Here is a 16,339-nt window from a genome sequence, read left to right as displayed (position 1 = left end):
AGTCGGGTGAGGCACGGTCACGAGATCGGGTAGTCAGGTTAGGCTTCGCTCACAGAACGGAACGGATTGCTGTGCTTAGGGAGCGTTGCGTGACGACTGGAGTCGACCTTGCCGGGCAGCCGCACCAGCGGACCTCGGTGCTGTTGCGGCGGTGGCTGGCCGAGACGCACACCCCGGTCGCCGAGGGGCCGCTGCGGTTGACCATCGGATCGTTGCGCCTGCGCGCGGACGTCGTCTACGACTCGCCGACCGGCGCGCACGGCTTCGGTCCGATCCACGTGCTGGACGCGACGGGCGGGCCGGTCGAGGTGGCCGAGCCGGCGTTGCTCGCGGCCGCGTGCTCCGCCGATGCGCGAGCCCGGGCGCTGCCCGATGCGCCGATCAACGCCGCCGGCTCGGGCTCGCTGCTGGACTGGCTGGTGGACGCCCTGCCGCGCCGCGCGGTCGATCCGCTGGCACTGCCCGAGGACCTGGTCGCGGTGGCCCGCTCGGTCTCCGATGCCGAGGAGGCGCAGCGCTGGTTGTCCTCGCACGTCGAGGGCCGGTTGCTGCCCGCGGTTCGCGGCTGGCGGCCCGGCGACGTCACCGGTGCGACCGCGGCGCTGCTGACGCGTGGCGCGTTGACGGTCATCGGGTTGCTGGGGCGGCGCGGTGTCGTGCACGAGGCGGTTCTGCTCGCCGCGCTCGCGGATCGGCTGCGGGCCGTCACCGAGGCGTATCCGGACGTGGAATGGCTGGTCGGGCACTGGTTGACCAGCCCGACGCTGACCGATCTCGCCGCGCTCAACGGCTCCGGGCTGCGGTATCGCGCGGAGTCCGGGGAGATCCGGGTGCAGGCCGTGCCGTTCGAGGTGCGGAACCCGATGCGGCCGGACGTCCCGGACGTTCCCGGCGTGCCGATCCCGGAGCTGGGCGCGGGCTGGTCGCTGCGGCCGGTCCGGGTCGAGGGCGCGGACGGCGGGCCGGACGTCGAGCTGGTGCACCGCTGGATGAACAACGAGCACGTCGCGGTCAACTGGGACCAGGCGTGGCCGGTGGCGCAGTGGCGGGACGAACTGGCCGGTCAGCTCGCCGGGCGGCATTCGGTGCCGTGCATCGTCGGGCTCGACGGGCGGGATGTCGGATACGTCGAGCTGTACCGGGTGCAGCGCGACAAGCTGGCGCGCTGCTACTCGCACGAGCCGCACGACCTCGGCGTGCACATCGCGATCGGCGAGCCGGACGCGATCGGGCGCGGCGTAGGGTCGGCGCTGCTGCGCGCGGTGGCCGAGGGGTTGCTGGCCGCCGACCGGGAATGCCGGCGGGTCGTCGCCGAGCCCAACGTCCACAATGGAGCTTCGGTGGGCGCGTTCGGCAAGGCCGGCTTCGACCGGGCCGCGGAGGTGGGGCTGCCGAACAAGAACTCGGCCCTGATGGTGTTCGCGCGACCCGCGTCGGGTGAGTAGTCCCACTTCGGTCGATGCGCCTGGCGGCTGTACCGCGAAACGGTCGGGAATTAAGGTAAGCCTTGCCTGTTTTGTTGATCGTGGGGAGAGCGATGCCGGGCCGTGCCGACGAGCAACTGCCATTGTCCACCGCGCAGGCGGGGATCTGGTTCGCGCAGCAGCTGGATCGAGCCAACCCGATCTTCAACACCGCCGAGTACGTCGAGGTGCACGGGCCCGTGGACCCGGCCCGGTTCGCGTCGGCGCTGCGCCGGGTGGTCGCCGAGGCGGAGACGCTGCGGCTGCGGGTGGTCGACTCCGCCGGTGAGCCGCGGCAGGTCGTCGACGAGCCCGACGACTTCGAGCTCCCGGTGATCGACTGCTCGACCGCCGCCGATCCCGAAGCGCACGCGCTCGCCTGGATGCGCGCCGACCTGCGGGAACCCGTCGACCTGACGCGGTCGCGGGCCGATGGCGGCCGGCTGTGGACGGCGGCGCTGCTCAAGCTCGGCGACGAGCGCTGGTGGTGGTACCAGCGGATCCATCACGTGGCCATCGACGGGTACGGCTTCTCCCTGCTGCTCCGGCGGGTCGCCGAGCTGTACGGCGAACCGGACGCCGGGCCGTCGCCGTTCGGCCCGCTGAGCTCGCTGCCTGCCGCGGAACGGGACTACCGGGAGTCGCCGAAGTTCGCCGCGGACGCGGAGTTCTGGCGGGAGCAGTTCGCCGATCACCCGGACGTCGTGTCGCTGGCCGGGGATTCGAGCGTCGCCGCGCACTCCTTCCGCCGGCAGACCGGCACCTCCGCGGCGGGGCGCGCGCTGGCGCTCGCCGGGAGCGAGAGCCGCGCGACCGGGACGCACGCGCTCATCGCCGCCTTCGGCGCCTACCTGCACCGGATGACCGGAGCCGCGGACGTGGTGCTCGGGCTGCCGGTGATGGGGCGGCTCGGGTCGGCGGGGTTGCTGCGGGTGCCCGGCATGGTCGTCAACGTGCTGCCGCTGCGGCTGCGGATCGCCCCGGACACCACGCGCGCCGAGCTGATCTCGCAGGTCGGCAAGGCCATGCGCGAGGTGCACAAGCACCAGCGCTACCGCGGCGAAGACCTGCGCCGGGACCTCGGGCTGCTGGGCTCGGACCGGCCGCTGTTCGGACCGCTGATCAACATCAAGTCCTTCGACTACGAGCTGGCCTTCGACGGCAGCCCGGCGACCGTGCACAACCTCGCGGCCGGGCCGGTCGACGACCTGACCGTCGCGGCGTACCCGACCGGCGACGACGAGCTGCGGTTCGAGTTCGACGCCAACCCGGATCGCTACGGCGAGCCGGAGCTCACCGCGCACCGCGAGCGGTTCCTGCGCTTCCTCCGGACGTTCGCGGACTGCCCCGGCGACACCCCGGTCGGCCGGATCGACCTGCTCTCGCCGCAGGAGCGCGACCGGATCCTCGACGAGTGGAACGCGCCGATCCCGGGCATCCGGGAACAGCCCGCGGCGACCCTGCCGCAGCTGTTCGAGGAGCAGGCGATGCGCACACCGGACGCGGTCGCGGTCACGTTCGGCGACCAGCGCCTCACCTACGCCGAGCTCGACGCGCAGGCCAACCAGCTCGCGCACCACCTGATCGATCACGGCGTCGGGCCGGAGCAGCTGGTCGCGCTGGCGCTGCCGCGCTCGGCGGAGCTGGTCGTGGCGCTGCTGGCGGTGCTGAAGGCCGGTGCCGCGTACCTGCCGCTGGACCCGGGGCAACCCGCCGAGCGGATCCGCTACATCGTCGGCGACGCGCAGCCGACCGTGCTGATCAGCGATGCCGACCACGCGGCGCGGCTGCCGGAAGGCACCACCCGCATCCTGCTGGACGACCCGGGCGAGATCGCGGAGATCGCCCGGCATTCGCAGCGCGACCCGAAGTCGGGCGAGCGCGGGCCGCTGACCGCCGAGCACGCCGCCTACGTGATCTACACCTCCGGCTCGACCGGGCGGCCCAAGGGCGTGGCGATCCCGCACCACAACGTGGTCCGGCTCTTCGGCGCCACCGACCCGTGGTTCTCCTTCGGCGCCGACGACGTCTGGACGCTGTTCCACTCCTACGCCTTCGACTTCTCCGTCTGGGAGCTGTGGGGCGCGTTGCTGCACGGCGGCCGGCTCGTGGTGGTCCCGCACGAGGTCAGCCGGTCGCCGCAGGAGTTCCTGCGGCTGCTGGCCCGCGAACGCGTGACCGTGCTCAACCAGACGCCTTCGGCGTTCTACCAGCTCAGCCAGGCCGACCGGGAGAACCCGGGCACCGAGCTGGCGCTGCGGTACGTGATCTTCGGCGGCGAGGCGCTGGAACTGTCCAGGTTGGACGACTGGTACGCCCGGCGGCCGGAATCGCCGAAGCTGATCAACATGTACGGGATCACCGAGACCACCGTGCACGTGTCCTACGTGGAGCTCGACCGCGAGGCGGTGGCCCGCCGCGACGGCAGCCTGATCGGCCGCGGCATCCCGGACCTGCGGGTGTACCTGCTCGACGGGCTGCTGCAGCCGGTGCCGCCGGGCGTGGTCGGGGAGCTGTACGTGGCCGGTGAAGGCCTGGCCCGCGGCTACCTCGGGCGGCGCGGGCTGACCGCGCAGCGGTTCGTCGCGGACCCGCACGGCGCGCCGGGCACCCGCATGTACCGCTCCGGCGACCTGGGCCGGTGGCGGCCGGACGGCGGCATCGAGTTCGTCGGCCGCGCCGACCAGCAGGTCAAGGTGCGCGGGTTCCGCATCGAGCTCGGCGAGATCGATGCGCAGCTGCTCGCGCACCCAGCGGTGCGGCAGGCCGCCGTCGTGGTGCGCGAGGACCAGCCGGGCGACCAGCGGCTGGTCGGCTACGTGGTCGGCGCGGCCACGGCGAGCGAACTGCGCGGGCACCTGGCGGAGCGGCTGCCGGGCTACATGGTGCCGTCGGCCTTCGTGCCGGTGGACGAGATCCCGTTGACGGCCAACGGGAAGCTGGACATCCGGGCGTTGCCCGCGCCGGACTTCGGCGGGGATGCCGGTGGGCGGGAACCGCGCGACCCCGTCGAGGAGACGTTGTGCCGGTTGTTCGCCGAGGTGCTCGGCGTCCGCGGGGTCGGCATCGATGACGGGTTCTTCGAGCTGGGCGGGCATTCCCTGCTGGCCGCACGGTTGCTGGCGCGGGTGCGCACCGAGCTCGGTGCGGAGCTGACCATCCGCAGCCTCTTCGACCATCCGACCGTCGCGGGCCTCGCCGCGCAGCTCGGAACGGGTGCGCGGCGGCCTGCGCTGCGGCCGGTGCAACGGCCGGAGCAGATCCCGCTTTCGTTCGCGCAGCAGCGCCTGTGGTTCCTGAACCGGTTGGAAGGCAGCAGCGCCACCTACAACATGCCGCTGGTGCTGAGGATGTCCGGCGAGCTGGACGTGGCGGCGCTGCGCGCGGCCATCGGCGACGTCGTGCGCCGGCACGAGAGTCTGCGCACGATCTTCCCGGACGAGCTCGGCGAGCCGCGCCAGCAGGTGCTCGACACCGTGCCCGAGCTGACGGTGGTCCGGGTCCCGGCCTCTGGTGATCCGCAATTTCCATTGAAATCGAACCCTCGATTTCCATTGAAATTGCGGGACTCCGCGGGGGTGGAGCGGGTTGTCGGTGTTGATGACGAGCTCGAAGCCGCGGTTCGGCGGGGGTTCGACCTGGCCGAGGAGCCGCCGATCCGGACAGTGCTGTTCACGGCATCCGAATCGGCCCGGGAGCGCGGCGAGCACCTGCTGCTCGTGCTGCTGCACCACGTGGCCGGTGACGAGTGGTCCACTCGACCGCTGGTGCGCGATCTGTCGACCGCCTACGCCGCGCGGGCGGCGGGCACGGCCCCGGAATGGCTGGATCTTCCCGTGCAGTACGTGGATTACACGCTCTGGCAGCGGGAACTGCTCGGGGACGAGGCCGACCCGGACGGGCTCGCGGGGCGGCAGCTGGCGTTCTGGCGGCAGGCCCTCGCAGACCTGCCCGACCAGCTGGAGCTGCCCACCGACTTCCCGCGCCCGGCGGTGTCCAGCCACCGGGGCGGGACGGTGCGGTTCGAGCTCGATCCCGCCCTGCACCAGCGGCTCCGGCGGCTGGCGGGCGAGCACCGGGCCAGCGTGTTCATGGTGCTGCAGGCCGGGCTGGCGGCGCTGCTGACCAGGCACGGCGCCGGCACCGACATCCCGATCGGGTCGCCGGTGGCCGGTCGCGGCGACGACTCGCTCGACGACCTGGTCGGCTTCTTCGTCAACAGTCTCGTGCTGCGCGCCGACACCTCCGGGGAGCCGAGCTTCGCCGAGCTGGTCGACCGGGTGCGGCAGGTCGATCTGGCCGCGTTCGACAACGCGGAGCTGCCGTTCGAGCGGCTCGCCGAGGTGCTCAACCCGGCTCGTTCGCTGTCCCGGCACCCGCTGTTCCAGGTGATGCTCGCGTACTGGGGCGCGGCCGAGGCCGTCGCGGCGGACCTGCCCGGGCTCGAGACCACAGTGGACACCGTGCCCGCCGGGGCGGCCAAGTTCGACCTGGCGTTCAGCGTCAGCGAAGGCGCCGACGGCGGGGCCGACGGACTGGTGCAGTACAGCACCGACCTGTTCACCGAGCGCACCGTCGAAGACCTGGCCGCGCGGTTCGTCCGGCTGCTCGCGGCCGCCGTCGAAGACCCGGCGGCGCCGATCGGGCGCCTGGACGTCCTGGGCGATGCGGCCCGGCAGGAGGTGCTGGCCTGGGGTGACGCCGCCGCCGATGTGGCCGCGGCCGGGACCTTCCCGGAGCTGTTCGCCGAACAGGTCGCGCGGGAACCGGACAAGCCCGCGCTGATCTTCGACGACGTGGAGCTCAGCTACCGCGAGCTCGACCGGCGGGTGACCGAGCAGGCACGACTGCTGGCCGAGCACGGCGTCGGCCCCGGCGACATCGTCGGAGTGCTGCTGCCCCGCTCGCCGGAGCTGATCATCGGCCTGCTGGCGGTGATGACCGCCGGCGCGGCGTACCTGGCGCTCGACCCGGAGTACCCGGCGGAGCGGCTGCGGCACATGGTCGAGGACGCGAAGCCGCGCCTGGTACTCACCGACGATCTCCGCGCCGGCCTGCCAACGACCATGCTGAGCTGCGAAGACAGTCCTTCTGGCGGTGTCGAGCCGGCGGGGCCGGGGCTGGACGACGCGGCGTACGTCATCTACACCTCCGGTTCCACCGGCACCCCGAAGGGCGTGGTCGTGCCGCACCGCGGCATCGCCAAGCTGCTCGCCACCCAGCGCCACCGGGTCGGCGTCACCGCCGACAGCCGGGTGCTGCAGTTCGCCTCGCCGAGCTTCGACGTGGCGTTCTGGGAGATCTGCATGGGATTGCTCGGCGGCGGCACCCTCGTCGTGGTGCCCTCCGACCTGCGGGTGCCGGGTGAACCGCTCGCGGAGTACGCGCGGCGGCACCGCGTCACGCACCTGGCGATCGGGCCGTCGATGATGGGCATGTTCCCGGCCGACACCGAGCTGCCGCCGAACGCGACCTTGTTGTGCGGGGCCGAGAACGTGCCGTCCGAGCTGGTGCTGAGGTGGGCGCGGGACCGGCGGATGCTCAACTGCTACGGGCCGACCGAGGCCACCGTCAACTCGACGCTGTGGGACTGCGATCCCGATGCCGTCGGCAGCACGGTGCCGATCGGCGTGCCCGACCCGGGCGCCCGGCTGTACGTGCTGGACGAGGCGCTCCAGCCCACGCCGACCGGCGTGGTCGGCGAGCTCTACGTCGCCGGGCACGGGCTGGCGCGCGGCTACCTCGACCGGCCGGGCCTGACCGCCGGACGGTTCGTCGCCGACCCGTTCGGACCGCCCGGTGCCCGCATGTACCGCACCGGCGACCTGGTGCGCTGGCGGGCCGACGGCGTGCTGGACTTCGCCGGGCGCGCGGACGACCAGGTGAAGATCCGCGGGTTCCGCATCGAACTCGGCGAGGTCGAGGCGGTGCTGGCCAGGCATCCCGATGTCGCGCAGGTCGCGGCCGTGGTCCGCCAGGACGTCCCGGGCGACAAGCGGCTCGTCGCCTACGTCGTCGGCGGCGGTGACCCGGTCGAGCTGCGGCGGCACGTGGGGGAGTCGCTGCCGGACTACATGGTGCCCGCGGCGGTGGTGTTCGTCGACGCGTTGCCGTTGCTGCCCAACGGGAAGCTCGACCGCCGGGCGCTGCCCGCGCCGGACCTCGGCGAATCCGTCGGCAACGAGATGCCGCGCAACCCGACCGAGGAAATCCTCTGCGGGTTGTTCGCCGAGGTCCTCGGGCTGCCGCGGGTCGGCGTCGAGGACGGCTTCTTCGACCTCGGCGGGCATTCGCTGCTGGCCGCCAAGCTGATCGGCCGCATCCGCGATGCGCTGGGCCTGCGCGTCAACGTCGGCAGCCTCTTCGCCGCGCCGACCGTGGCCGGTCTCGCGGAGCGGCTGCACAGCGGGGGATCGCGCGACGCGCTGGAGATCCTGCTGCCGCTGCGCACCGAGGGCGGCAAGGAACCGTTGTTCTGCGTGCACCCGGCGGCCGGGCTGGCCTGGCCGTTCTCCGGGCTGCTCAAGCACATCGACGCCGAGCGGCCGATCTACGGCGTCCAGTCGCGCGGGCTCGCCGAACCGAAGCCCGTCGCGGCGAGCCTGCGGGAGATGGCCACCGAGTACCTGGAGCACATCCGGGAGGTGCAGCCGCACGGGCCGTACCACTTCCTCGGCTGGTCCTTCGGCGGCGTCGTCGCGCACGAGATGAGCACCCAGCTGCAGGAACAGGGCGAAGAGGTGCGGTTCCTGTGCATGCTCGACTCGTACCCGAAGGACGTGTGGGACGAGCTGCCCACCGAGGAAGAAGCGCTGATGGCGCTGCTCTACATGGCCGGCTACGACCTCTCCGAACTGGGCGACGGGCCGCTGACCAGGGGCGACGTGATGGAGATCCTGTCGGCCGAGGGCAGCGCGCTGGCCAACCTCGAAGAGCACAGCATCACGGCGATCATCGACAACTTCGCCAACTGCGCGGTGCTGGAGAACCAGGCCGACCACGACAAGTTCCACGGCGACGTGCTGTTCTTCACCGCCACGGTCAACCCGGCCAAGGCCGAGCTGACCGCGCAGATGTGGCAGCCGTACGTCGATGGGGTGGTGCACAACCACGACATCGCCTGCGAGCACAAGGACATGACGCAACGCGAACCGCTCGCGGAGATCGCGGCGATCGTCGACCGAACCCTGACCGAGGTCGCCCTGTGACGGCCGCCGGCCCTGTTCGCCGGGGCGTTGAGGGCCCGCTGTTCTCGCTGGTCGCCCTTCGTGCGCGTTTTGGAGCGCCATAGCGATCCAAAACGCGCACGAGACCACCGCGGCAGGTGGGAGTTCAACACTGCAAGGAGCACGACCATGACGAACCCGTTCGAGGACCCCGACGCGGAGTACTACGCGCTGATCAACGATCAGGACCAGTACTCGCTGTGGCCCGCCGCGATAGACGTGCCCGCCGGATGGAGCGTCGCGCACGGCCCCGCCGACCGGGAGGCCTGCGTCGACCACATCGAGGTGAACTGGACCGACATGCGGCCCGCACGCTGATGGCGACGGTGCTGCGCGGCGTTCGGCCGCAGGTCGCGGTGTGCATCTGCTACGTGGCGGCGATGTTCATGAACGGCATGGACGCCACGATCGTCAACGTGGCGCTGCCTGCCATCGGCGCCGAGTTCGCCGTCCCGTCCTCCGCGACCTCCGCGATCAACGTCGGCTACCTGGTCAGCCTGGCGGCGTGCATCCCGGTCTCCGGCTGGCTCGGCGACCGCTTCGGCACGAAACGGGTATTCCTCGGCGCTTTCGGGGCGTTCGTCGTCGCGTCGGCGCTCTGCGGGCTGGCCACCGACCTGACGCAGCTGACCCTCGCGCGGGTGCTGCAGGGCGCCGGCGGCGGGGTGATGAGCCCGGTGGCGCTGACCATGCTGTTCCGGGCCTATCCGCCGCACGAGCGGATCCGGCTGTCCCGCGTGCTGCTGCTGCCGACCGCGGTGGCCCCCGCGCTCGGCCCGGTGCTGGGCGGCTTCTTCGTCGAGCACCTCACCTGGCGCTGGGGCTTCTACGTGAACCTGCCGGTCGGGCTGCTGGCCCTGCTGTTCGGCGCGTGGTTCCTGGCCGAGCACGTGGAGGCGCCGGAGAAGCGCTTCGACGGGCTCGGATTCGCCCTGGCCGCGCCGGGACTGGGGCTGGCCATGTTCGCGCTGGAGGCGGTGTCGCAGACCGGCCCCGCCTCGCCGCACTTCTGGGCCTGCGGGCTGGCCGGGATCGGCTGCCTGGCGGTGCTGGTCCGGACGCAGTTGCGGGCGGCGCAACCGATGCTGGACCTGAAGCTGTTCGCCGACGCGTCGTTCCGGCGCGGCAGCCTGATCCTGTTCACCTGCGTCGCCGGATTCCTCGGCACGCTCTACGGGTTCACGCTGATGTACCAGTCGGGGCTGGGCGCGTCGGCGTGGGAGACCGGGCTGGTGACGCTGCCGAAGGCGATCGGGCTGATGATCGCCTCGCAGCTGGTCGGCTGGGCGCACCGCAGGTTCGGGCCGCGGCGGCTGATCGCGGCCGCGATGCTCGGCGCCGCGGCGTCGTTCGCGTTGATGAACGCGATCGGCCCCGGTGACGCCTGGCTCGCCGCGGCCGTCCAGCTGGCCTCGGGCTTCTTCGTCGGCGCGGCCTCCGCCGAGCTGCAAGTCGTCGCCTTCGCGACGATCGACAAGTCCGCGACCGGCGGGGCCTCGACGCTGTTCAACGTCCAGCGCCAGATCGGGTCCGCGCTGGGCGTGGCGATCACCGCTTCCGTGCTGGCCGCCGTCGGCACCGACGGGCTCGGCGGCTACCACCTGGCGATGCTGGGGTCGGCCGGATTCGCGCTGGTGGGCGTGATCCTCGCGGCACGCATCGAGGATTCCGCGCCGCTGGGCCGGAAACTCGTCGCCACGCGGCGGTAGAGATCTGAGCCACCGCGGGGAAGACAACGACCGACGTCTATGGTTAGGTTAGCCTTAACTGACATGATCACCGGTGGCAGGAAGGAATGCATGACCGATGGGTACCGCGGATCGACTCCGGCGCAAGCGGCCACCGGCACGCGACCTGCAAGTGCTGCGCACGGCTGAACTCAGCCCGTCGATGCGGCGGATCACCCTGGGCGGGGCCGAGCTCTCGGGATTCCTGGACGAGCACACCGGCCCGAACATCAAGGTCTTCGTTCCGCAGCAGGGGCAGCAGCGCCCGGTGCTGCCCGTGATCGACGAGGACACCGGCCGCTACCGGTGGCCGGAGCAGCACGAGCGGCCGACCATGCGCACCTACACCGTGCGCCGCTACGACGAGGCCAGCGGCGAGCTCGACGTCGACTTCGTGCTGCACGGCGAGCACGGCGTGGCCTCGAACTGGGCTCGGCGGGCCCGGCCGGGCGACCGGATCGGCGTGATGGGGCCGGGCGGCAAGACCTGCCGGGCCGCCGACTGGTACCTGCTGGCCGGCGACGAGACCGCGCTGCCCGCGATCTCCGCGATCGTCGAGAACCTGCCGCCCACCGCGCGCGGCCAGGTGTTCGTCGAGGTCGGCGACTCCACCGACCAGCAGCACGTCGAGACGCCGCTGGACATGCGGTGGACCTGGCTGCCCAGGGAAGGCGCGGTGGCCGGCCGTTCGCGGCGGCTGATCGACGCCGTGCAAGAGCTGGAAATGCCGTCGGACGTGGACGTTTCGGCGTGGGTCGCGGGAGAATCCGGAATCGTCCGCGGCATCCGGCAACACCTGCGCGCGGACCGCGGCATGGACGCGCGCTCCGTCCTCGCCATCGGTTACTGGAAGTACGGCATGGCCGAAACGGAATACCACGACAAGCACAACCACGACCGGGACTGACGACCCGGTCCGGGCCCCGGCGCGATCCAGCGGATTTCGCCGGTAGATCCGGGTGCCCGCGAAACGGTGCCGGCGAAGCTGAGGGGAAGACGTGTCTGCGGTCGACGACAAAATCCACGACGTGCTGGGAATCGGGTTCGGACCGTCCAACCTGGCGCTGGCCATCGCCATCGAGGAGCACAACCGCACCGCGCCGGGGTCCGACCGGCTCGACGGCGTGTTCTTCGAACGGAAGGCCGCGTTCGGGTGGCACCAGGGAATGCTGATCGAGGGCACCACCATGCAGGTGTCGTTCCTCAAGGACCTGGTCACGATGCGCAATCCCGCCAGTGACTTCTCGTTCCTCTCCTACCTGCACGACAAGCAGCGGCTGGTCGACTTCATCAACCACAAGACGATGTTCCCGACCCGCGTCGAATACCACGACTACCTGGAATGGGCCGCGGCCCGGCTCGACGGCGTCGTGCGCTACGACTCCGAGGTCGTCGAGATCCGGCCCGGGGGAGAGCACTTCGAGGTGGTCGTCCGGCACGGCGGCCGGACGACGGTGCACCGGGCGCGCAACGTCGTGCTCGCGGTGGGGCTCGAAGCGAACCTGCCTGCGGGCGCGGAACTCGGCGACCGCGTGTGGCACAACCTGGATCTGCTGCACCGCGTAGGAGAGCTCACCGACGCGCCGCGGCGCTGCGTCGTCGTCGGTGCCGGGCAGAGCGCCGCCGAGGCCACCGAATACCTGCACCGGACGTTCCCCGCCGCCGAGGTGTGCTCGGTGTTCAGCCGGTACGGGTTCAGCCCCGCCGACGACAGCCCGTTCGCCAACCGGATCTTCGACCCGCAGGCGGTGGACGACTTCTACGCGGCGTCCCCGGAGGTCCGCGGCGACCTGATGAACTACCACCGCAACACCAACTACTCGGTGGTCGACCTCGACCTCATCGAGGAGCTGTACTCGCGGGCGTACCAGGAGAAGGTGCGCGGCGAGCAGCGGCTGCGGATCCTCAACGCCTCCCGCGTCACCGACGTGTCGACGCGTTCGGACGGCGTGGCGGTCACCGTCGAGTTCCTGCCCTCGGGCGAGCGGACGGTGCTGGAGTCCGACCTGCTCGTGTACGCGACCGGGTGCCGCCCGCGCGATCCGTTCGGGATCCTCGGCGAGGCAGCCCGGTACTGCGCCCGCGACGACCAGGGCCGGCTGCAGGTGGAACGCGACTACCGGATCCGCACCACCGCCGATCTCGAGGGCGGCATCTACCTCCAGGGCGGCACCGAGCACACGCACGGCCTCACGTCGTCGTTGCTGTCGAACGGCGCGGTCCGGGCGGGCGAGATCCGCGATTCGATCATCACCCGCCGCCCGGCGCCGGAAACCACGCGCGACTACGCGCTGACCCCGGGCTGAAAGCGCGGCGGTGGGTTTCCAATTTTGCCTAAAATTGGGAACCCGCTAGCCGCGCGCACCCGCGGAACGGGGTCTCGTGGGTTCGCGATTTTGCCTAAAATTGGAAGCTTCCGAATGCCGCCGGGTGGGTTTCGGGGTGGGTGGATTCCGGTTTTGCCTGAAATTGGGTCGCCTTGACCTGGCTCCGGTGCGGTGGTGTAAGCGCGGGCACAGCGGGCGTGGCCGGGGAACAAGGGTGATGGCCCGGTGGTTGGGCTTGGCGATGGAGACCGATGTGACGCCGGAGCGCGCCGAGGGCAGCGCGACCTCCCCGCAGGACGATCCGATCAGGGGCGCCGCCCGCGGCGATTCGCCCGTGCCCTTGTCCGTGCTCGACCTGGCCACGGTCGGCGTCGCGCACAGCCCGGCCGATGCCTTGAACACCACCACCGAGCTCGCCCGAGACGTCGAGCAGTGGGGCTTCCACCGGCTGTGGGTCGCCGAGCACCACGGCATGCCCGGCATCGCCAGCTCCGCGCCCGCCGTGGTGATCGCGCACCTCGCCGCGCACACCACCAGCCTGCGCCTGGGTTCCGGCGGCGTGATGCTGCCCAACCACGCGCCGCTGGTCGTCGCCGAGCAGTTCGGCACCCTGCAGGCGCTGCACCCCGGCCGCATCGACCTCGGCATCGGCCGCGCGCCCGGCACCGACCAGGCCACCGCCCGCGCCCTGCGGCGCACCACCGGGCCGCTGTCCGTCGACGACTTCCCGCAGCAGCTCGGCGAGCTGATCGCCTTCCTCGGCGACGACTTCCCGGTCGACCACCCCTACGCCGCGATCCAGTCCGTGCCGCACGGCCCCACGCCGCCGATCTGGCTGCTCGGTTCCAGCGGGTTCAGCGCGCAGCTGGCCGGCGAGCTCGGCCTCCCGTTCGCCTTCGCGCACCACTTCAGCGCGCAGAACACGGTGCCGGCGCTGGAGCTCTACCGGCGGTCGTTCAGGCCCTCGGAGGTGCTGGACGAGCCGTACGCGCTGATCGGCGTGCAGGCCGTCGCCGCCGACACCGACGAGGAAGCGCTGGACATCATCCGCCCGGTCGCGCTGAGCATGCTCCGGCTGCGGCGCGGCATGCCCGGCAAGCAGCCGTCCCGCCGGGAAGCCCGCGAGTACCCGTACTCCGAGCTGGAGCGGAGCTTCCTCGACAGCTGGCTGGCCGACGCCGTGCACGGCGCGCCGGACACCGTCCGGGCCGGGCTCGACGAGCTGCGCGAACGCACCGGCGCCGACGAGCTGATGCTGACCGCCAACGTCCCGGACCGGGACACCAAGCTGCACTCCTTCGAGCTGATCGCCAAGGCGTACCGGATGATCTGAGGTTGGGCCATGCATGAGCCGGGGATCCCGGACCACGTGCGCAAAATGACCACGAGAACGGGGTCAAAGGTGGGCGCCGCCACTCTGCACGAGGTCCGGCGCAAGTCCTCCGAGCGTGTGGCGTACGGTCTATTGACACCGGTCTTTCCAAGCACGAGGCGGGATTGAGGGATTGGCGTGAAGCCTGGTGTGCTGGCGTTCTACCGGATCATGGCGTACGTCACCGCGGTGCTGTTGATCCTGCTTTGCGCGTCGATGGTGCTCAAGTACGGCCATTTCGCCGGTCTGTGGGCGGAGGGTTCCGCTACCCAGCAGCTCGGCGAGACGTGGACCTTCCGGATCGGCGTGGCGCACGGCTGGCTGTACATGGTGTACCTGCTCGTCGCCGTGGTCGCCACCACCCAGCTCCGCGCGCCGATCGGCCGGATGCTGCTGGTGCTGCTGGCCGGCACGATCCCGTTCGGCGCGTTCGTCGCCGAGCGCAAGGTGACGCACTGGCACGAGCTGCGGATGGCGGGCAAGCCGATCGTCGAGCCCGCGAAGTCGGAGGAATCGCGCGCCTCATGACAGCCATCCCTTCTGCCGCGCCCGAATCCGCTCCGCCCGCCGGTCGCCGGCGCGGCGTGCTGGCGGCCTACGTGGCGTTGACCAAGCCGCGCGTCATCGAGCTGCTGCTGGTCACCACGATCCCCGCGATGTTCCTCGCGCAGCGTGGCATCCCGTCGCTGTGGCTGGTGGCCGTGACGCTGCTCGGCGGCGCCATGTCGGCCGGGGCCGCGAACGCCCTCAACTGCGTGGCGGACTCCGACATCGACGCGGTGATGAACCGGACCAAGAAGCGCCCGCTGGTGCGCTACGAGGTGCCGCGCCGCAACGCCCTGATCTTCGGCATCGTGCTGGGCCTGGTGTCCTTCGCCGTGCTGTGGCTGGGCGCGAACCTGCTGTCGGCGATCCTGGCCACGGCCGCGCTGCTGTTCTACGTCTTCGTCTACACGCTGGTGCTCAAGCGCCGGACCTCGCAGAACATCGTGTGGGGCGGCGCGGCAGGCTGCATGCCCGTGGTGGTCGGCTGGGCCGCCGTCACCGGCAAGGTGGAGTGGCCGGCGCTGGTGATGTTCGGGGTGGTGTTCCTGTGGACGCCGCCGCACTTCTGGTCGCTGGCGATGAAGTACAAGGACGACTACGCGCGAGCCGGGGTGCCGATGCTGCCGGTGGTCGCCACCACGCGGCAGGTGTCCGCGCGGATCCTGGCCTACAGCTGGGCGACGGTCGGCTGCACGCTGCTGCTGGTGCCGGTGACGAGCTGGGTGTACGTGGCGTTCGCGGTGCTCGCCGGGGCGGCGTTCCTGATCGTCGCGCAGCGCATGCACGCGGCGGTGCGCAACGGCCGGGCCTACAACCCGATGAAGCTGTTCCACCTGTCGAACTCGTACCTGGCGCTGCTGTTCGTGGCGATCGCCGTGGACGCCGCGGTCGGCCTGCCCGCGCTGGTCTGACCAAGGGGGCGTTCCGGGGCATCTCATCCCTGAAGGTGCCCGGTGCCTGACAGGTTGGCGATTTCGCGCGAAATCGCCGCTCCGTGTCCCAGGCGGTCACGTCTCACGCGCGCCCGCGCCCCATTCCGGAACGACCCCTACAGCCGCAGGTGCAGGCGGAGGGCGTTGTCGAGGTTCTCGAGGGTCTTGCGCGGTAGCGTTCCGATCCGGTTGCCGAGGCGGTTCACCGCCACCGCCCGGATCTGCTCGGCCTGGGCCTTCGAGTCCTTGGGCAGGCCGCATTCGTCGGCCCGCAGGAGCACCTGGAACGGGTGGACCCGGTCGACGCTGGACGTCACCGGGACCACGGTGATCACCCCGCGGCCCGCGCGCTGGGCGCTGCGGTTCGCGGCGTCGTTGCTGATCACGACCGCGGGCCGGGTCTTGTTGGCCTCCGAGCCGCGGATCGGTTCGAAGTCGACCCAGTAGAGGTCACCGCGACGCATCGGCGATCCCGTCGGCGGCCGTCGCGTCCCACAGCAGCGCGTCGTCGCCGGCGTCCCACTCCTCCCAGGCACTGGCGTAGGCATCTTCCAGATCGGCGCTGCGCAGCAGGTTGATCGCTTGGTGGATCACCGCCGAGCGGGAGGGCGCGCCGATCTGCTGGGCGTACTCGTCGACGAAGCTGACGTCTTCGTCGGTCAGGCTCACACTCACCTTCATACCGCGATGCTACCCGCGTTCCCACTCCTCGTCATACCGATCGAGGAGTGGCGTTCCTGCAGGTC

Annotated in this window: 11 protein-coding genes; 9 read left to right on the top strand and 2 right to left on the bottom strand. The window is 71.3% G+C overall.

Annotated elements, in window-relative coordinates:
* Positions 1–89 precede the first annotated feature (89 nt).
* From AC07EQ_RS14735 to AC07EQ_RS14695, 9 genes are all read left to right on the top strand, one after another.
* Positions 90–1,445 carry a GNAT family N-acetyltransferase gene (locus tag AC07EQ_RS14735; RefSeq protein WP_478388475.1) on the top strand — a complete coding sequence of 452 codons (1,356 nt, stop codon included), beginning with the start codon at positions 90–92 and terminating at the stop codon, positions 1,443–1,445.
* Between the two features lie 92 nt (positions 1,446–1,537).
* Positions 1,538–8,671: an amino acid adenylation domain-containing protein gene (locus AC07EQ_RS14730; RefSeq protein ID WP_478388474.1), complete on the top strand. Its 7,134-nt coding sequence runs from the start codon at positions 1,538–1,540 to the stop codon at positions 8,669–8,671.
* 147 nt (positions 8,672–8,818) lie between these two features.
* Positions 8,819–9,007, top strand: a complete 189-nt coding sequence (locus AC07EQ_RS14725) for an MbtH family protein (RefSeq protein ID WP_478388473.1) — start codon at positions 8,819–8,821, stop codon at positions 9,005–9,007.
* Entirely contained in the window at positions 9,007–10,398 is a 1,392-nt protein-coding gene (locus AC07EQ_RS14720) for an MDR family MFS transporter (protein ID WP_478388472.1), read from the top strand. The genes AC07EQ_RS14725 and AC07EQ_RS14720 overlap by 1 nt, the downstream gene beginning before the upstream one ends.
* Positions 10,399–10,495: 97 nt before the next feature.
* A complete protein-coding gene (locus AC07EQ_RS14715) occupies positions 10,496–11,323 on the top strand; it encodes a siderophore-interacting protein (protein ID WP_478388471.1) in 828 nt (275 codons plus the stop codon).
* 91 nt (positions 11,324–11,414) lie between these two features.
* A complete protein-coding gene (locus tag AC07EQ_RS14710) occupies positions 11,415–12,722 on the top strand; it encodes a lysine N(6)-hydroxylase/L-ornithine N(5)-oxygenase family protein (RefSeq protein ID WP_478388470.1) in 1,308 nt (435 codons plus the stop codon).
* Positions 12,723–12,984: 262 nt separating this feature from the next.
* On the top strand, positions 12,985–14,076 hold the full coding sequence (locus tag AC07EQ_RS14705; protein WP_478388502.1) for an LLM class flavin-dependent oxidoreductase: 1,092 nt from the start codon (positions 12,985–12,987) through the stop codon (positions 14,074–14,076).
* Positions 14,077–14,253: 177 nt separating this feature from the next.
* Entirely contained in the window at positions 14,254–14,643 is a 390-nt protein-coding gene (locus tag AC07EQ_RS14700) for a DUF3817 domain-containing protein (RefSeq protein ID WP_397526565.1), read from the top strand.
* Complete coding sequence (locus AC07EQ_RS14695) at positions 14,640–15,572, top strand: heme o synthase (RefSeq protein ID WP_478388469.1); 933 nt, start codon at positions 14,640–14,642, stop codon at positions 15,570–15,572. Before AC07EQ_RS14700 ends, AC07EQ_RS14695 begins: the two co-directional genes overlap by 4 nt.
* Before the next feature lie 137 nt (positions 15,573–15,709).
* Here the strand turns inward: AC07EQ_RS14695 and AC07EQ_RS14690 are convergent, their stop codons facing one another.
* The gene (locus tag AC07EQ_RS14690; protein ID WP_478388468.1) at positions 15,710–16,057 is read right to left on the bottom strand and encodes a type II toxin-antitoxin system PemK/MazF family toxin; all 348 of its coding nucleotides are present in this window, start codon (positions 16,055–16,057) and stop codon (positions 15,710–15,712) included.
* Complete coding sequence (locus tag AC07EQ_RS14685; RefSeq protein WP_132487043.1) at positions 16,044–16,274, bottom strand: ribbon-helix-helix domain-containing protein; 231 nt, start codon at positions 16,272–16,274, stop codon at positions 16,044–16,046. Before AC07EQ_RS14685 ends, AC07EQ_RS14690 begins: the two co-directional genes overlap by 14 nt.
* Between the last annotated feature and the right edge of the window lie 65 nt (positions 16,275–16,339).

It is taken from the genome of Saccharopolyspora sp. NPDC045839, from assembly GCF_056431645.1.
This window is presented reverse-complemented; position numbering and strand designations above follow the sequence as displayed.